The 15,230-nt window shown below is 63.4% G+C and carries 15 protein-coding genes and 3 tRNA genes; 8 read left to right on the plus strand and 10 right to left on the minus strand.

Features of this window, described 5'->3' with window-relative positions; genetic code table 11:
- The first annotated feature begins 107 nt into the window (after positions 1-107).
- Positions 108-1,439, plus strand: a complete 1,332-nt coding sequence (locus FLM52_15485; GenBank protein NVN57141.1) for a methylated-DNA--[protein]-cysteine S-methyltransferase — start codon at positions 108-110, stop codon at positions 1,437-1,439.
- A 13-nt stretch (positions 1,440-1,452) separates the two neighbouring features.
- Here FLM52_15485 and FLM52_15490 read toward each other — a convergent pair whose 3' ends face one another.
- Positions 1,453-2,904 (minus strand): PLP-dependent aminotransferase family protein, encoded by a 1,452-nt coding sequence (locus FLM52_15490; protein ID NVN57142.1) that lies wholly within the window; start codon positions 2,902-2,904, stop codon positions 1,453-1,455.
- Positions 2,905-3,061: 157 nt separating this feature from the next.
- Between FLM52_15490 and FLM52_15495 the strand changes: the two genes are divergently transcribed.
- The 6 genes from FLM52_15495 (at position 3,062) to FLM52_15520 (ending at position 7,111) form a co-directional block, all read left to right on the plus strand.
- Entirely contained in the window at positions 3,062-3,664 is a 603-nt protein-coding gene (locus FLM52_15495; protein ID NVN57143.1) for a LysE family translocator, read from the plus strand.
- A 133-nt stretch (positions 3,665-3,797) separates the two neighbouring features.
- Positions 3,798-4,403, plus strand: a complete 606-nt coding sequence (locus FLM52_15500) for a glutathione S-transferase family protein (protein NVN57144.1) — start codon at positions 3,798-3,800, stop codon at positions 4,401-4,403.
- Positions 4,404-4,446: 43 nt separating this feature from the next.
- Positions 4,447-4,890 (plus strand): GNAT family N-acetyltransferase, encoded by a 444-nt coding sequence (locus FLM52_15505; protein ID NVN57145.1) that lies wholly within the window; start codon positions 4,447-4,449, stop codon positions 4,888-4,890.
- Between the two features lie 114 nt (positions 4,891-5,004).
- Complete coding sequence (locus tag FLM52_15510; GenBank protein ID NVN57146.1) at positions 5,005-5,361, plus strand: DoxX family protein; 357 nt, start codon at positions 5,005-5,007, stop codon at positions 5,359-5,361.
- Entirely contained in the window at positions 5,361-5,945 is a 585-nt protein-coding gene (locus FLM52_15515; GenBank protein ID NVN57147.1) for a DNA-3-methyladenine glycosylase I, read from the plus strand. The genes FLM52_15510 and FLM52_15515 overlap by 1 nt, the downstream gene beginning before the upstream one ends.
- A 50-nt stretch (positions 5,946-5,995) precedes the next feature.
- A complete protein-coding gene (locus FLM52_15520) occupies positions 5,996-7,111 on the plus strand; it encodes a metal-dependent hydrolase (protein NVN57148.1) in 1,116 nt (371 codons plus the stop codon).
- Between the two features lie 85 nt (positions 7,112-7,196).
- On the opposite strand, the gene FLM52_15525 is transcribed toward FLM52_15520, so the two are convergent.
- From FLM52_15525 to FLM52_15535, 3 genes are all read right to left on the minus strand, one after another.
- Entirely contained in the window at positions 7,197-8,516 is a 1,320-nt protein-coding gene (locus FLM52_15525) for a sodium ion-translocating decarboxylase subunit beta (protein ID NVN57149.1), read from the minus strand.
- A 70-nt stretch (positions 8,517-8,586) separates the two neighbouring features.
- Complete coding sequence (oadA, locus tag FLM52_15530; protein NVN57150.1) at positions 8,587-10,422, minus strand: oxaloacetate decarboxylase subunit alpha; 1,836 nt, start codon at positions 10,420-10,422, stop codon at positions 8,587-8,589.
- Positions 10,423-10,627: 205 nt separating this feature from the next.
- The gene (locus tag FLM52_15535) at positions 10,628-10,894 is read right to left on the minus strand and encodes a sodium pump decarboxylase subunit gamma (protein NVN57151.1); all 267 of its coding nucleotides are present in this window, start codon (positions 10,892-10,894) and stop codon (positions 10,628-10,630) included.
- A gap of 256 nt (positions 10,895-11,150) precedes the next feature.
- Here FLM52_15535 and FLM52_15540 point away from each other — a divergent pair, with 256 nt between their 5' ends.
- Positions 11,151-12,227 carry a tRNA-dihydrouridine synthase family protein gene (locus tag FLM52_15540; protein ID NVN57152.1) on the plus strand — a complete coding sequence of 359 codons (1,077 nt, stop codon included), beginning with the start codon at positions 11,151-11,153 and terminating at the stop codon, positions 12,225-12,227.
- A 358-nt stretch (positions 12,228-12,585) separates the two neighbouring features.
- Here FLM52_15540 and FLM52_15545 read toward each other — a convergent pair.
- From FLM52_15545 to FLM52_15570, 6 genes are all read right to left on the minus strand, one after another.
- Positions 12,586-12,662: transfer RNA gene (locus tag FLM52_15545), tRNA-Arg, on the minus strand.
- 96 nt (positions 12,663-12,758) lie between these two features.
- A tRNA-Arg gene (locus FLM52_15550) sits at positions 12,759-12,835 on the minus strand.
- Positions 12,813-12,905 carry a hypothetical protein gene (locus tag FLM52_15555; GenBank protein ID NVN57153.1) on the minus strand — a complete coding sequence of 31 codons (93 nt, stop codon included), beginning with the start codon at positions 12,903-12,905 and terminating at the stop codon, positions 12,813-12,815. Before FLM52_15555 ends, FLM52_15550 begins: the two co-directional genes overlap by 23 nt.
- Positions 12,858-12,950, minus strand: a tRNA-Ser gene (locus FLM52_15560). The genes FLM52_15555 and FLM52_15560 overlap by 48 nt, the downstream gene beginning before the upstream one ends.
- Before the next feature lie 453 nt (positions 12,951-13,403).
- Positions 13,404-13,595, minus strand: a complete 192-nt coding sequence (gene csrA, locus FLM52_15565) for a carbon storage regulator CsrA (GenBank protein ID NVN57154.1) — start codon at positions 13,593-13,595, stop codon at positions 13,404-13,406.
- A gap of 358 nt (positions 13,596-13,953) precedes the next feature.
- Positions 13,954-15,201 carry an aspartate kinase gene (locus FLM52_15570; GenBank protein ID NVN57155.1) on the minus strand — a complete coding sequence of 416 codons (1,248 nt, stop codon included), beginning with the start codon at positions 15,199-15,201 and terminating at the stop codon, positions 13,954-13,956.
- Positions 15,202-15,230: the final 29 nt, after the last annotated feature.

Genomic DNA, 15,230 nt, shown 5'->3' on the forward strand with positions numbered 1-15,230 from the left:
CCGGCAAATGCTGCGAGCGCAATCCTGACAGTCAGCACAAGATACGGAGTGCACCGCCCCGAGCGGATGGCGATACTGAGCGTGAACCTTGCACAGCGAGATGAACGATGACATCAGTGTCCGGCGAAAAGACAGCGGCGGGGATGACGGCACCACCTGCCGCTGGCGACGCTCAAGGGTGCGATGAGGCCATCTGGCAGCGTCTGCTGGCGCGCCAGCCGATCTCCGGGGAGGCGCTGCGCTACGGCGTGATCACCACTGGTATCTTCTGTCGCATCGGCTGCCCATCCCCGGCGCCACGCCGCGACAACCTGCGCCTGTTTGCCGATTGTCACGCGGCGCGAGCCGCAGGCATGCGCGCCTGCCGGCGCTGTCATCCTGAGCAGCCCGACAAGCCTGATCGCCCTCAGGCCGACAAGCAGAACCGCCACCCTGTCAGGGCCACGCCTGGAGCACCGACGATGCCGGAATCGAACGCCCCACTTTCACGCGCCTCCACTGCCGCCCGCTCGACACCTGCGAATACTGACTCACGCCCCGCCACGCCCTGGCCACTGGCGGTGTGTCGGCAGCTGGAGCAGGCCGTCGCCGCAGGCGAGCCCGCCCCGCCACTCGCAAGTCTGGCGGCGGAGCACGGGATAAGTGCCTCGCATCTTCAGCGCCGCTTCACGGCACTGCTGGGCCTGTCACCTTCCGAGTACTCGGCGGGTCTGCGCCAGATGCAGTTCCATGCGCTGCTGGAGGAGGGCCATGGCGTGACCGAGGCGATCATCGCCGCCGGCTATCGCTCCAGCAGCCGTGCCTATGCACGCAGGGACGGCATCACGCCCAGCGCCCGCCGCTCCGGCGGCCAGGGAGAACACCTGCTGGCATTGCATTGGCCGTGTCGCTTCGGGATGCCGGAACAGTCCTGCTGGCTGAGCGCAGGACTTAGCGCGCGTGGCGTGGTCGTCATTCAGCTCAGCGACAGTCGTGAGGCGGGCCAGCAGGCGCTGGAAGCACGCCTGCCCAGAGCCAATTGGCAGCAGATGGAGACAGGGACAGATGGTCAGCACGGCAGCGCTCACGCGGCCAGTCGTCTGCTGCATGCCTCACTGGGGGCACGGTTGCTCGCCCTGTGTGAGCAACCGGAGACCAGCCATGCACTGCTGCTCGAACTGCCGCTGGATGTGCGTGGCACCGCCTTTCAATTGCGCGTCTGGCAGCAGCTCAACGCTACCGTGAGTGGCGATACCCTGACCTATCGCCAGCTGGCCGAGGCGCTCGAGCGCCCGACCGCCAGCCGCGCCGTCGCCAATGCCTGTGGTGCCAACCCGCTGGCTCTGCTGACGCCTTGTCATCGTGTGGTACGCGGTGATGGCGGGGTCGGCGGCTATCGCTGGGGCGTGCCGCTCAAGCAGGCCAGATTGGCACAGGAATCCGGCGACCGCCGGGAGTGAGCGCGGCGAGGCGCTAGAGCGTCATGGGACGCAGCGCAGGCGGCGCCTGCAGCTGCTCGCGCACGATTTCCAGCGCGTGGGTCAGCGCCTCACGGCTCTCGGCAGCGCTCAGGCACAGCCGGATGGCCTGCGGTGGCGGCTCATTGCCGACACAGAAGGGCTCGGCGCTGGTGACGTGCACACCCCGCTCGGTCAATGACGCGACCATCGCCTGACTGCGCTGCCCTTCGGGCAGCTCGAGCCACAGATCGAACGAAGACGGCCGCGCCGCCGGCGACCACTCCGCCAGCAGCATGCGGGCCAGTTTCTGGCGCGCGCGCATCTCTTCCGTCTGCCACGCCACCAGCTGTGTCGCGTTGCCGCTGGTCAGCCAGGCGCAGACCGTCTCCATCAACAGCGGCGCCACCATCCAGCTATGGCTGCGCAGCACTGCGCCGATGCGAGCCAGCACCTCCACCGGCGCCCTCAATACGCCCAGGCGCAGGCCCCCGGCCAGCAACTTGGAGGTACTGAAGACATACAGGGTGCGCTCCGGCGCCATCTGATAGAGCCGCGTGCCGCACTCCTCGTCGGGCAGATATTGCACCCCGTCTTCCAGAATCCAGAAGTCATGCTGGCGCGCGAGGGCGACCAGGGCCTCGCGCCGTGCATGAGACAACTGCGCCGCGCCGGGATTGTTCTGCTCGGCCATCACATAGACCATCCTGGGCGCCTGCTGACGGCACAGCCGCGCCAGCGCCTCGACATCCATGCCGTCCTCGTCAAGCGGCACCCGCAACAGCTTGAGGCCACGTTCGGCGCTGGCGACGATCAGCCCGGGATAGGTCAGCGCGCCGGTGACCACGGCATCCCCGGGCGCCAGCAGCGCCGACAACGCCAGCGTGATGCCATTCTGGCCGCCCTGGGTCAGCATCAGCTCCTCGGGGTCGACCGGCATGCCGAGCTCGCCCATCCAGTTCGCCAGCAACTGACGGTGGCTGCCGTCCCCGAATTCATTCTGATACTCGACACTGCGCAGCAAGGCCTCGGGTGACTGGCTGATCGCGGCCAGCGCCGCTGCCATTCCCTGCTGCCGCGCGGGGTGAGGCGGTGGCAGGCTCATGGTGAGATCGATCACGCCGGCCGCTGCCGTCAGCACGCCCTCCTGTTCTGACGCCAATCCATAGGCCTTTCTGGCCCGCAGGGCATGCCCGAAGCTGCTGGAGGATCCATGCGCGCTCCGGGTGGCGCCGTTGATGTAGGTGCCGCTCCCGACACGCGCCGATACCAGGCCACTCCGCTCGGCCTCGGCGTAGCCTCGCGTCACCGTGCCGATGGTCACGCCCAGCGCATCCGCCAGCCGACGCTGAGGCGGCAGTCGCTCGCCTTCCTTGAGCTGGCCTGAGGCGATATCGAGGCGGATAGCCTCCGCCAGAGCACGGTAACGCGGCATGGCGGGGTCCAGGGTCGGAATCCACATTGTCATGGTGACAAAAAACCTGTTGACGGTAATTGTCATCAGATTATGCTCAAAACATGCCGCCAACAAGCCATAAAACACGGGAATGTGCCGGCACTCGCAAATTGAATCCATACAATCAGATATGCGACCTCGACAACGCCCACCACGCTGAAGGACACCCATGGAATCCCTCGCCTTTCTGGCCCCCGCCACGCTTTTCATGCTGTCGATGACCCTGACACCCGGCCCCAACAACGTGATGTTGACGGCCTCGGGGGCCAACTATGGTTACTGGCGCACCCTGCCGCATATCTTCGGCATCCTGATCGGCTGCCTGGTGCTGTTCATCGCCATCGCGCTGGGCCTGGGGCTGGTCTTCGAGCGTTATCCCATCGTGCAGACGCTGCTGAAGGTGCTGGGCAGTGCCTACCTGCTCTACCTGGCCTGGAAGATCGCCACCGCCCCGCCACCTGACTTCGCCAGCCAGCAGGATGCACGCCCGATGACCTTTCTCGCGGCAAGCCTGTTCCAGTTCGCCAATCCCAAGGCCTGGGTGATGGGCATGGCGCTGATGGCGAGCTTTCTGCCCGAGGAAGGCCCGGCACTGCTCAACGCCGTATTGCTGGCAGGCTTCGCGGAACTGGTCGCGCTGCCCTGCATCTCGCTATGGGCGGGCTTCGGGACCGCCATCGGGCGCCTGCTGAATACCGAACGCGCCTGGAAGATCTTCAATCGCGTGATGGGCGTACTGACCGCTTCCTGCGTGGTGATGATCCTCGGCTGACCCACAGCCTACGTCTGGAGCACGCGAATGACACCGATTCGTCGAACACTGTTCGAATGATCACTGTTCATGCAGGCGAGGTTGGTTAGACTGTCGAGACGCCAATTCCACGCTCGCACAGGACGCTCCCTGCATGCTGACACTCTACGGTGATCGCCGCTCCGGCAACTGCTACAAGGTCGAGCTTCTGCTGCACCTGCTCGAACGTCATCATCACTACATCGAGGTCGACATTCTGGCCGGCGACACCCGCACGCCGGAATTTTTGACCCGCAACGTCAATGGCAAGATTCCGCTGCTGGAGCTGCATCGCGGCGAGACGCTGTCAGAGTCGAACGCCATCCTGAATTATCTCGCCGATGGCAGCGACTACCTGCCGAGTGACCCCTTCCTGCGCGCCAAGGTGCTGCAGTGGCAGTTCTTCGAGCAGTACAGCCATGAGCCGTACATCGCCACTGCCCGCTTCATCAATCGCTACCTCGGCCTCCCCGACGAGCGCCGCGCCGAGTACGCCGCCAAGCAGGAAGGCGGCAAGCGCGCCCTGCGCGTGATGGAGCACCATCTCGCCGAGCATGACTGGCTGGCCGGGGATCGATTCACGATCGCCGACATTTCCCTTTATGCTTATACGCATGTCGCCGATGAAGGCGGCTTCGCGCTGGACGACTATCCCGCCATTCAGGCGTGGCTGGCACGTGTCGCGGCGCAGCCGAGACATTTCGATATCCCGCGGGACTGATAGGATAAGGCATCCCCGACGACCGCTGCTGCCAGGACACACAATGCCAACCTTGACCTATCGCCCGATGACACCGGAAGACCACCCTGCCTTCATCGCCATGATGGAGGCGACCCCGGGAGTGGTCATCCGCGATGCCGACCGCCATGCCCCTGTCGCCCGCTATCTGGCGCGCAACCCCGGCATGAGCCACCTGGCCTTTATCGATGAGCGCCTGGTCGGCTGCGCCATGGCGGGCCATGACGGCAAGCGCGGCTATCTTCAGCATGTGATGACGGCGCCGGACATGCGTGGCCAGGGCATCGCCAGCACGCTGGTCGACCGCTGCCTGGCGGCCTTGGCCTGTGAAGGCATCGACAAGGTGCATCTGGATACCCTGCACGACAACCATGACGCTCATCGCTTCTGGGAGCGTCTTGGCTGGTCCAACCGCAATGCCGAGATCGTGCGCTTCTCGCGTATTCTGGTGGACAACCCCAACGCCTGAGGCAGCCGCCTTGTATCCGGACGACCGCTAAGCAAGCCCGACGACCGCTGAGCAAGGAGCTCTACCGTGCAATATCTCGAAAATGACGACCTCGGCAAGCTGATACTGCGCCTGATGCTGGGCCTGCTGTTGCTGTTTCATGGCCTTTCAAAGCTGCTGGGGGATGGTGGCACGCTGAGCTGGATCGCCGGCGAGCTGGAGAGCATGGGAATCCCGGGCGTGGTGGCCTATGGCGTCTATATCGGCGAGATCATCGCGCCCATCATGCTGGTACTCGGCGTGCACTCGCGCATCGCCGGGCTGATCGTGGTCGCCAACATGCTGTTCGCCTTTGCCGTGGCGCACATGGGCCAGCTGTTGAGCCTGTCGCCCTCCGGCGGCTGGGCGCTGGAGCTACAAGGCTTCTTCCTCGCCAGCGCCCTGGCCATCGTCTTTCTCGGCAGCGGCCGCTTCGCGGTACAGGAGGACTGATGGCCGACGTCGTCACCGCCAGCACCTATTGCGAGAATGCTCCCCGGCACCCGATTCATGGCCCATATCATGATCATGAATACGGCTTTCCGGTCAGCGATGACCGGGTGCTGTTCGAACGCTTCGTGCTCGAGATCAATCAGGCCGGCCTCTCCTGGCTGACAGTGCTCAAGAAGCGCGCGGCCTTCCGCGAGGCATTCGAGGATTACGATATCGCGCGCATCGCCGCCTACGGGGACGAGGATCGCGCGCGCCTGCTCAGCAATGCCGGCATCATTCGCAACCGGCTCAAGATCAATGCCGTGATCCACAACGCAGGCGTGGTGATGCAGCTCAAGGATTCCCACGGCAGCTTCAACGGCTGGCTGGATGCCCACCATCCTCAACCGCTGTCAGCCTGGATCAAGCTGTTCAAGAAGACCTTCCGCTTCACCGGCCCCGAGATCGTCAACGAGCTGCTGATGAGCTGCGGCTATCTGCCCGGCTGTCATCGTGATGACTGCCCGGTGCAGGCGCGCGTGCTGGATGCCGGCCCACGCTGGGCCGAGCCGGGCGCCCTGGCGGCGATCCGCGCAGATGACTGACGCCTGCTCCCACGCCCCCCGCTCTCTTCTTCCTCACAGGTAGCCCACGCATGGACTCCCTTACCCAGATCTGCCTCGGGGCCGTCGTTGGCGGCGCCGTCATGACACCGGCCATTCGCCGCCTGCCCAGCCCGAAACGCGGCGCGGCCATCCGCCATGCGCTGCTCGGCGGTGCGGCGCTCGGCACCCTGCCCGACCTCGACGTGATGATCGACTACGGCGACGCGGTCGCCAATTACACCCATCACCGTGGCTTCAGCCATTCCCTGCCGGTATTGGCGCTTCTGGGCATCGTACTCGGCTGGCTGCTGGCTCGCCTGCCACGTCTGGCGAGTCTTGGCCGTGGTCGGCTGATCGCCTACTGCGTGCTGTGCCTGATCACCCACCCGCTGCTGGACAGCTTCACCACCTACGGCACCCAGCTGCTGTGGCCGTGGCCCAGTCGGCCCATCAGTCTGGCCAGCGTCTTCATCATCGACCCGCTCTACACCCTGCCATTGCTGATCACCGGCCTGTGGGTGGCGATTCGTGGTCGCGCCGGGCACCTTCTGACCGCGGGCCTCATGCTCTCGAGCCTCTATCTGGGCTGGGGGCTGGCCGCCAAGAGCTGGGTCGAACATCGCGTGGCGCCGCTGCTGGCCAGCCAAGGCTTCGCCGACGCCCCGCGCATGGTGCAGCCGACGCCCTTCAACAGCCTGCTGTGGCGTGTCAGCGCCACCACACCGCAGGCGGATCACGAGTGGATGGCCAGCGTGTTCGACTCCGACGCGCAGCTGGCGTCTCTCGCACGCCGCGATTATCCGCGCCATCCCACGCTGGATGCCGAGGTCGCGAAGCTGGAGGACGGCCAGCGCCTGCGCTGGTTCGCGGCGCCCTATCTACGTGCGAGCCGCGAGCGGACCCCAGAGGGTGAGACGCTGCTGGCAGTGACCGATACACGCCTGGGCTCACCCGGCTATCACCCCTTCCGCTTTGCCCTCGCACGCCAGAACGCCGCGGGGGAATGGCAAGGGCTCGAGGACAGCCAGCGCCTGCCCAGCCGACGCGTCGATCGCGCCGCCCTGCAAAGCCTCTGGCAGGCCGTCCATGACCCACAGACACGCATGCAGCCGAATCAGCGCACCGTCTCTGCCACGCCCTCAAATCCCTCGGCCGAGACACGATAAAGCGCCGCTGATGAAGGCCCGAGATACGACAACGCCCGCCATGGTCGCCATGACGGGCGTTGTCGTATCAGTGCTGCAAAGACGATCAGCCGAGGTACTTGATCATCACCCCCGCGGCAACCGCCGAGCCGATCACACCGGCCACGTTCGGCCCCATGGCATGCATCAGCAGGAAGTTGTGCGGGTTGTACTCGAGCCCGACCTTGTTGGAGACACGTGCCGCCATCGGCACCGCCGAGACACCGGCCGACCCGATCAGCGGATTGATCGGTGTCTTGGAGATCTTGTTCATCAGCTTGGCCATCAGTACCCCGCAGGCCGTGCCAATGCCGAAGGCGACCACGCCGAGGGCCAGAATGCCCAGTGTCTCCACCGCCAGGAACTTGTCGGCCTGCAGCTTGGAGCCCACCGACAGTCCCAGGAATATGGTAGTGATGTTGATCAGCGCGTTCTGAGCGGTATCCGACAGACGCTCCACCACACCACACTCGCGCATCAGGTTACCGAAGCAGAACATGCCCAGCAGCGGTGCAGCGTCCGGCAGCAGCATCGCCACCATGATCAGCAGCACCAGCGGGAAGAGGATCTTCTCGGTCTTGGACACCGGCCGCAGCTGGGTCATGACCAGACTACGCTCCTTGGCGGTGGTCAGTGCGCGCATGATCGGCGGCTGGATCATCGGCACCAGTGCCATGTAGGAGTAGGACGCCACGGCGATCGCGCCCAGCAGCTCCGGCGCCAGCAGACTGGCGACATAGATGGAGGTCGGACCGTCCGCACCACCGATGATGCCGATAGCCGCCGACTGCTGCAGGCTGAAGTCCATCAGGCCCATCGAGGTCAACGCCACCGCGCCCAGCAGGGTCGCGAAGATGCCGAACTGCGCCGCCGCGCCGAGGAACAGGGTCTTGGGATTGGCCAGTAGCGGGCCGAAGTCCGTCATCGCGCCCACGCCCATGAAGATCACCAGCGGCGCGATGCCCGAGGCGATCGCCACGCTGTAGAAGCTGTAGAGCATGCCGTTGGAGAAGCCGCCATCCAGCGCCATGTTGCTGGCCTGCTGCTTGAGCGCGGCGGGAATCTCGCCATGCAGCGCCTGCTCCACCGCGTGGCGCGCCTCATCCAGCGGCAGGCTGGCGATGTTGACGTTGAGCAGATTGGCCATCGAAGCCAACAGCTCCGGCTTGCCGAGATGGGCCGCCTGCTCGGCGGCAGACAACGCCAGCCCGGCTTCCGGGATGTTGGCCAGAATGCCGCCGAAGCCGATCGGCACCAGCAGCAGGGGTTCGAAGTTCTTGCGGATCGCCAGATAAAGCAGGCCAAGGCCGATGACGATCATCGCCAGCTGACCGAAGCTCATGTTGTAGAGCCCCGAGCCGTGCCAGAGGTTGAGTATCTTGTCCATGTCGTGTCGCCTTGCAGAGGAGCATCACAGACCGGCCCGCCGTGCATGACGACGGGCCGGATACACCGGCTCAGAGGGTGATCAGAACGTCGCCGACACTGACACTGTCGCCTTCCTTGACCTTCACCGCGGAGACAGTACCGGCCTGGTGAGCCCGGATCTCGGTCTCCATCTTCATGGCCTCGAGGATGATGACCACATCACCCTCGGCCACGCTGTCACCGACACTGACATTGACCTTGAAGATGTTGCCCGCCAACGGGGCACTCACCGGCTCGCCGGAGGCGGCCTGCGCGGCGGGTGCCGCTGCAGGAGCAGGCGCCGCTGGCTCACTGGCCTGCACCTGGGTGATGTCTCCGCCTTCGGCGACCTCGACCACATACTGCTTGCCGTTGACGTTCAGGGTGTAGGTCTGCGGACCGCTGGACGCGGCTGTAGCACTGGCGACCGGCGATCCGGCGGCCGGCGCTGCGGCGACCGGCGCACTGGCCGCTGCCTTGCCATCAACCGCCTGCGGGGCGGGCTCGAAGGCATCCGGGTTGCCGCGGTTGCGCAGGAACTTGAGGCCGATCTGCGGGAAGAGCGCGTAGGTCAGCACGTCATCGGTCTCGCGCTCGCCGCTCTCCAGCGTGATGCCCTCCTCACGGGCCTTGCCCTTGAGCTCGTCACGCAGGCGCTCCATCTCCGGCGTCAGGTTGTCTGCCGGACGGCAGGTGATCGGCTCGGCTCCCTCCAGCACGCGAGACTGGAGCTCGCTGTCGAAGGCAGCCGGAGCCGCACCATATTCCCCCTTGAGCAACGCCTGCACTTCCTTGGAGATCGACTTGTAGCGCTCGCCCATCATCACGTTCATCACCGACTGGGTGCCGACGATCTGCGACGTCGGGGTCACCAGCGGGATATAGCCCAGGTCCTTGCGTACACGCGGAATCTCGGCGAGCACGTCATCCAGCTTGTCGCCGGCGCCCTGCTCCTTGAGCTGATTTTCCATGTTGGTGAGCATGCCACCCGGCACCTGCGCGACCAGGATACGCGAGTCGATACCGCGCAGACTGCCCTCGAAGGCCGCGTATTTCTTGCGCACTTCGCGGAAATAGCCGGCGATATCCTCGAGTTTCTCGAGATCGAGCCCAGTATCGCGCTCGGTTCCCGCCAGCATCGCGACGACCGATTCCGTCGGGCTGTGGCCATAGGTCATCGACATGGAAGAGATGGAGGTATCGACGTTGTCGATGCCCGCCTCGATGGCCTTGAGCGCCGTGGCGGTAGAAAGGCCGGTGGTGGCATGGGACTGCATGTGGATCGGGATCGACAGGCTCGCCTTGAGGCGCGACACCAGCTCGAAGGCGGTGTACGGCGTCAACAGCCCCGCCATGTCCTTGATCGCCAATGACTGGGCACCCATCGACTCCAGCTGCTGGGCCAGTTCGACCCACATCTCCAGGGTGTGCACTGGGCTCACGGTGTAGGAGATGGTGCCCTGGGCATGCTTGCCCTGGTCCAGCACCGCCTTGAGCGGACGCTCGAGGTTGCGCGGGTCATTCATGGCATCGAAGACACGGAAGACATCGACACCGCTGGTCGCGGCACGCTTGACGAAGGTATCCACCACATCATCGGCGTAATGACGATAGCCGAGCAGGTTCTGGGCGCGCAGCAGCATCTGCTGCTGGGTCTTGGGCATCGCTTCCTTCAGGGCACGAATGCGCGCCCAGGGGTCTTCGCCCAGGTAGCGAATGCAGGCGTCGAAGGTCGCACCGCCCCAGCTCTCCAGCGACCAGAAGCCGATGTCGTCCAGCTTGGCGGCGATCGGCAGCATGTCATCGAGGCGCATGCGCGTGGCCAACAGTGACTGATGCGCGTCGCGCAGTACCACATCCGTGATGCCCAGCGGTTGCTTGTCCATGAGTGATCCCTTGTTCTTTATATTGTGGATATCGAGTTCTGCGCGCGCTGCAGGCAGCCTGTTGCGTCAGCCTGCAACACGGAATATTGCACTCGGGGGGAGGTCTACCCACCGTACTGCTCGTGATAGAATCGCCGCCTGCTACTCTTGGCAGTGGTCAGACGTTCAGCAGAGCCCAGATGCTATCGGCGAAGCCACTAAAGCGTCAGTGCCGGTGCTGGTCCTGCCGGAAGCGGTGAATCGCCGCGGCCATGACGGCCGTCAGTTCGCTGTCGTCCTCTGCCGCAGGGGCCGGGGCAGCCGGCGCCCGCGCAGCACCTGGCGCAGCGGGCACTGGTGCAGGCGCGAAGCGATCCACCAGCCTGGCCATCGCCATCATGGCGACCACCAGCAGACTTAGAAACACGAACACGAACCCCATCCCGAACACCATCAGGTTCAAGCCTTCACCGAGCAGATCATTCTCTTGCATGCCAGTGTCCTCGAGTCTTTCTCGTTATCGAGCCGCACTACGGCGCAGCGCCTGCGCTGAACGCCAATGTCTTCGGTCACGCCGGACACGGCACGACGGATAGGCTCCGCCGCCGATAGCCTCTGTCGGTATGCCCATGCAGCTGCATTCAATGCTTGTTGGTCGCTCTAAAGTGCCTGATTCCACGGCAATTGCAATGACACCATCGTTGACCCCACAGGCCCTCGCGCGGGCCGGCCGCATCGGCATCGCGCCGATGGAAGGCGTGATAGATGACATCACACGCGAATGTCTCACTGGCCTTGGCGGCTACGACTGGTGCGTGACGGAATTCGTGCGCGTGACCCACGTCAAGTTACCGCCGCGCGTTTTCAAGCGCATCTGTCCGGAGCTGCTCGACGCCTCCCCGACACAGACGGCCCGTACACGACACGAGACCCCGGTCGCCCTGCAGTTGCTGGGGGCCGACCCCGAGGCACTGGGCATCAATGCCCGCGTCGCCGCGCGTCTGGGTGCGCCAAGCGTCGATATCAATTTCGGCTGCCCGGCCAAGACCGTCAATCGACATGATGGTGGCGCGGCATTGCTGCGCTCGCCGGAACGCGTCTTCCGCGCGGTGGAAGGCGTGCGCAAGGCACTCGAGGGCACGGGCGTACCGGTCACCGCCAAGATTCGTCTCGGCTTCAATGATCGGCGCCTGGCACTGGCCTGCGCTCAGGCGGCAGAGGCAGGCGGTGCGACTCAGCTGGTGGTGCATGGCCGCACCAAACAGGAAGGCTATCGCCCACCGGCGCACTGGGAGTGGATCGGCAAGATCACCTCCGAGCTCTCCATTCCGGTGGTCGCCAATGGCGATATCTGGGATATGCACTGCTACTGGCGCGCCCGCTCCCTGTCCGGCTGTCGCGATGTCATGCTGGGTCGCGCCGCCCTGGCCGACCCCTTCCTGGCGGCACGCATCAAGCATTGGCAGGCGAGCGGCGAGCTGCTGCCCGAGACGGACTGGACACAGCGTGCGCAGGTGCTGCTCTCTCACGCCGAGCGCTGCGCTCACCTCCCTGACAAGGTGATGGTGCCGCTGCTCAAGCAGTGGATGAACATGATGCGCCAGAGCGGCAACGCGGAAGCCGAAAGCCGTTTCCAGGCCATCAAGCGTCACAAGGGGCGTGCAGAGTTCTTCACCGGCCTGGTGGCCGGCACTGCGCTGGAGCTGGCGCCGAGTCTTCTCACCTCAGTGACTCGCATGCCGGAACCGGCTCAGGCACCAGAATCTCCTCAGGCATCGGAATCGCCCCAGGCATCGCAAACGGAAGCCGTGAACGCCCCAGTCTGAGTCTGAGCCTGAACTGAAACCTGAACATCAGCACCGGCCAACACCCGATCCGGCCGCTGCCCCGATCAGTGAACCAAAAAAAGGGCGCCCCTCGCGAAAAGGGCGCCCTGGCGATCGTCCGCCCGAAGGCGTGACATCACAGTCAAGGAAAGCGGTAGAACACCAAGATCGTCGGCAATGCGGGGATCGGGGCCGTGCAGGCAGCGATCACTCGGCGCTGACCTTGCCTCATGGACTTGCTTCAGAGCCTTGTTTCAGAACCTTGTTTCAGAACCTGGCCTCAAAGCCTGGCTTCTTTCATTGCCTGACTTTTCTTCAGACGAAGAAAAACCCGCTTCGTTGAAGCGGGTTTTTCAATTGGCGCGCCCTGGAGGATTCGAACCTCCGACCGCCTGATTCGTAGTCAGGTACTCTATCCAGCTGAGCTAAGGGCGCATAAACCTTGAAATCTGTGGCCTGAGCATTTCAAATGACTTCAGGACTTCATCGTGCGAGTACTGCGTCTTTCCAACTTCATGTCTTGCGTTGCAGTGGCGCGCCCTGGAGGATTCGAACCTCCGACCGCCTGATTCGTAGTCAGGTACTCTATCCAGCTGAGCTAAGGGCGCATCTTACTGCATTTGCACCTAATGGCGGAGAGAGAGGGATTCGAACCCTCGATAGGGCTATAAACCCTATACTCCCTTAGCAGGGGAGCGCCTTCAGCCACTCGGCCACCTCTCCTCATCAGGTACGGCGCATATCTTACTCATTTGATTGGGCTTTGTCCAGCCCCTGTGTCGATTTTTTGGCTTCGATGCTGAACATCTCATCACCACTCGACAACAGGCTCGAGGCTGCGCGCCCCCAAGCAATCTCCCCGCATGAACCAGAACATGACGATGGCTAGCCTGTCGTCGCGTCTCGTTCGAGGGAGCGGGCATATTACCGAACCAGAATCGGCTTGTCTCCCCCTTTTTGAGAAAAAAGCCAAATTTTTCCCTTACGGAACACAGACTTGAACAAGCCGTCCTCTCATCACCCCGCATGAGCCGCTGCTCATGGAGGTAAGTACGCCGTTGTTCATGAGCTAGGCGGGCCGCCCTCACCTGCGCCAGGCCCACACACGCGAACGCCAGCCATGGGGACAATGGCTGGCGTTCATCGGGTCGTGCGACGTGCAGGCGCAGTATGCCGTCAGGCGATGGCATCGCCATTGTCTTCTTTCTCACGCTGGATGCGCTGATAGATCTCTTCTCGATGGACGGCAACGTCCTTGGGCGCGTTCACACCGATACGCACCTGATTACCTTTCACTCCGAGAACGGTGACAGTGATGTCGTCTCCGATCATCAGAGTTTCACCCACTCTACGGGTCAGGATGAGCATGACTGATCTCCTTGTCAGAAATTCAAAACAGCTGGGACTTCAACGGGATGTGGAGGCGGCGATCGACCGGGACAAGTCGACCACCCTGATGCATGAAGCTCGAATTATGCGCCATGCATGCTCCGACGGCCAATGCCATACCTTCATCACACCCGATAGACACGTTGAATGAAAGCGCCCGATGCACAGACTGACATTCATAAGAATGACAGAAAATGCATCGGGCGCTGTCGACTTCACGTACCGCACGTCTGCCAGACCAATATCCCCGGCCTGGGCACCGACGCTTCACGACTTGGGCAAGTCATTGATTGTCGGTGTCTTTACGACTTACTTGCTGCACGCTCCGTGGTGAGACTCAGGCAGTCTCGTCGCTGATCGCTTCTGCATCCAGCCCGAAAGCGGTGTGCAGGGAGCGAACCGCCAGCTCCATGAATTTCTCGTCGATCAGGACGGAAATCTTGATCTCTGAAGTGGAGACCATGCGGATATTGATGCCTTCTTCCGCCAGGACGCGGAACATCTTGGAGGCGACACCCGCGTGTGAACGCATGCCGACACCGACCAACGAGACCTTGGCGATATTGTCATCACCGCGCATCTCACCACCACCGACGGACGGAATCACCGTCTCGGTCAGGATGCGCTGGGTCGCCTTGAAGTCGGTCTTGGCGACGGTGAAGGAGAAGTCAGTGGTATTGCCGTCCGGAGAGACGTTCTGGACGATCATGTCGATTTCGATGTTGGAATCGGCGATCGGGCCCAGGATCTTGGAAGCGACACCCGGGATATCCGGTGTGTTGAGCAGAGTCAGCTTGGCTTCGTTGACATTGAAGGCGATGCCGGAGATCAGCGGTTCTTCCATGTTGTCTTCTTCCTCAGCGACGATCAGGGTACCCGGGCCATCCTCGAAGGAAGACAGCACACGCAGGGGAACATTGTACTTGCCGGCGAATTCCACCGAACGGATCTGCAGGATCTTGGAGCCCAGGCTCGCCATTTCCAGCATTTCCTCGACGGTCACCGTTTCCAGACGACGTGCCTTGGAGCACACGCGCGGGTCAGTGGTATAGACACCATCGACATCGGTGTAGATCTGGCACTCATCCGCCTTCAGTGCGGCAGCCAGGGCGACACCGGTGGTGTCAGAGCCACCACGACCCAGCGTCGTGATGTTGCCCTCTTCATCGACACCCTGGAAGCCTGCCACCACGACCACCTTGCCATCGTCGAGGTCTTCACGCAGGTCATCGGTATCGATGCGCTGGATACGCGCCTTGGTGTGCGCGCTATCGGTGCGGATGCCCACCTGGGCCCCCGTGTAGGAGGTCGCGTCGACGCCGATCTTCTGCAGCGCCATGGCCAGCAGGGAAATGGTGACCTGCTCGCCAGTGGAGACCAGCATGTCCATCTCGCGCGGTGTCGGGTCATCATTGATCTCGCTGGCGAGACCGATCAGTCGGTTGGTCTCGCCACTCATGGCAGAGACGACCACGACAACCTGATGCCCTTCATCGCGGAATCGCTTGACCTTCTCGGCGACGGCCTTGATCCGCTCCACCGAGCCGACCGAAGTGCCTCCGAACTTCTGAACGTATAGCGCCATGTGCGTTTCCGTTATCCGTGTCCGTTTGC

Source organism: bacterium Scap17 (assembly GCA_013376735.1).
Classification (GTDB): Bacteria; Pseudomonadota; Gammaproteobacteria; order Pseudomonadales; family Halomonadaceae; genus Cobetia.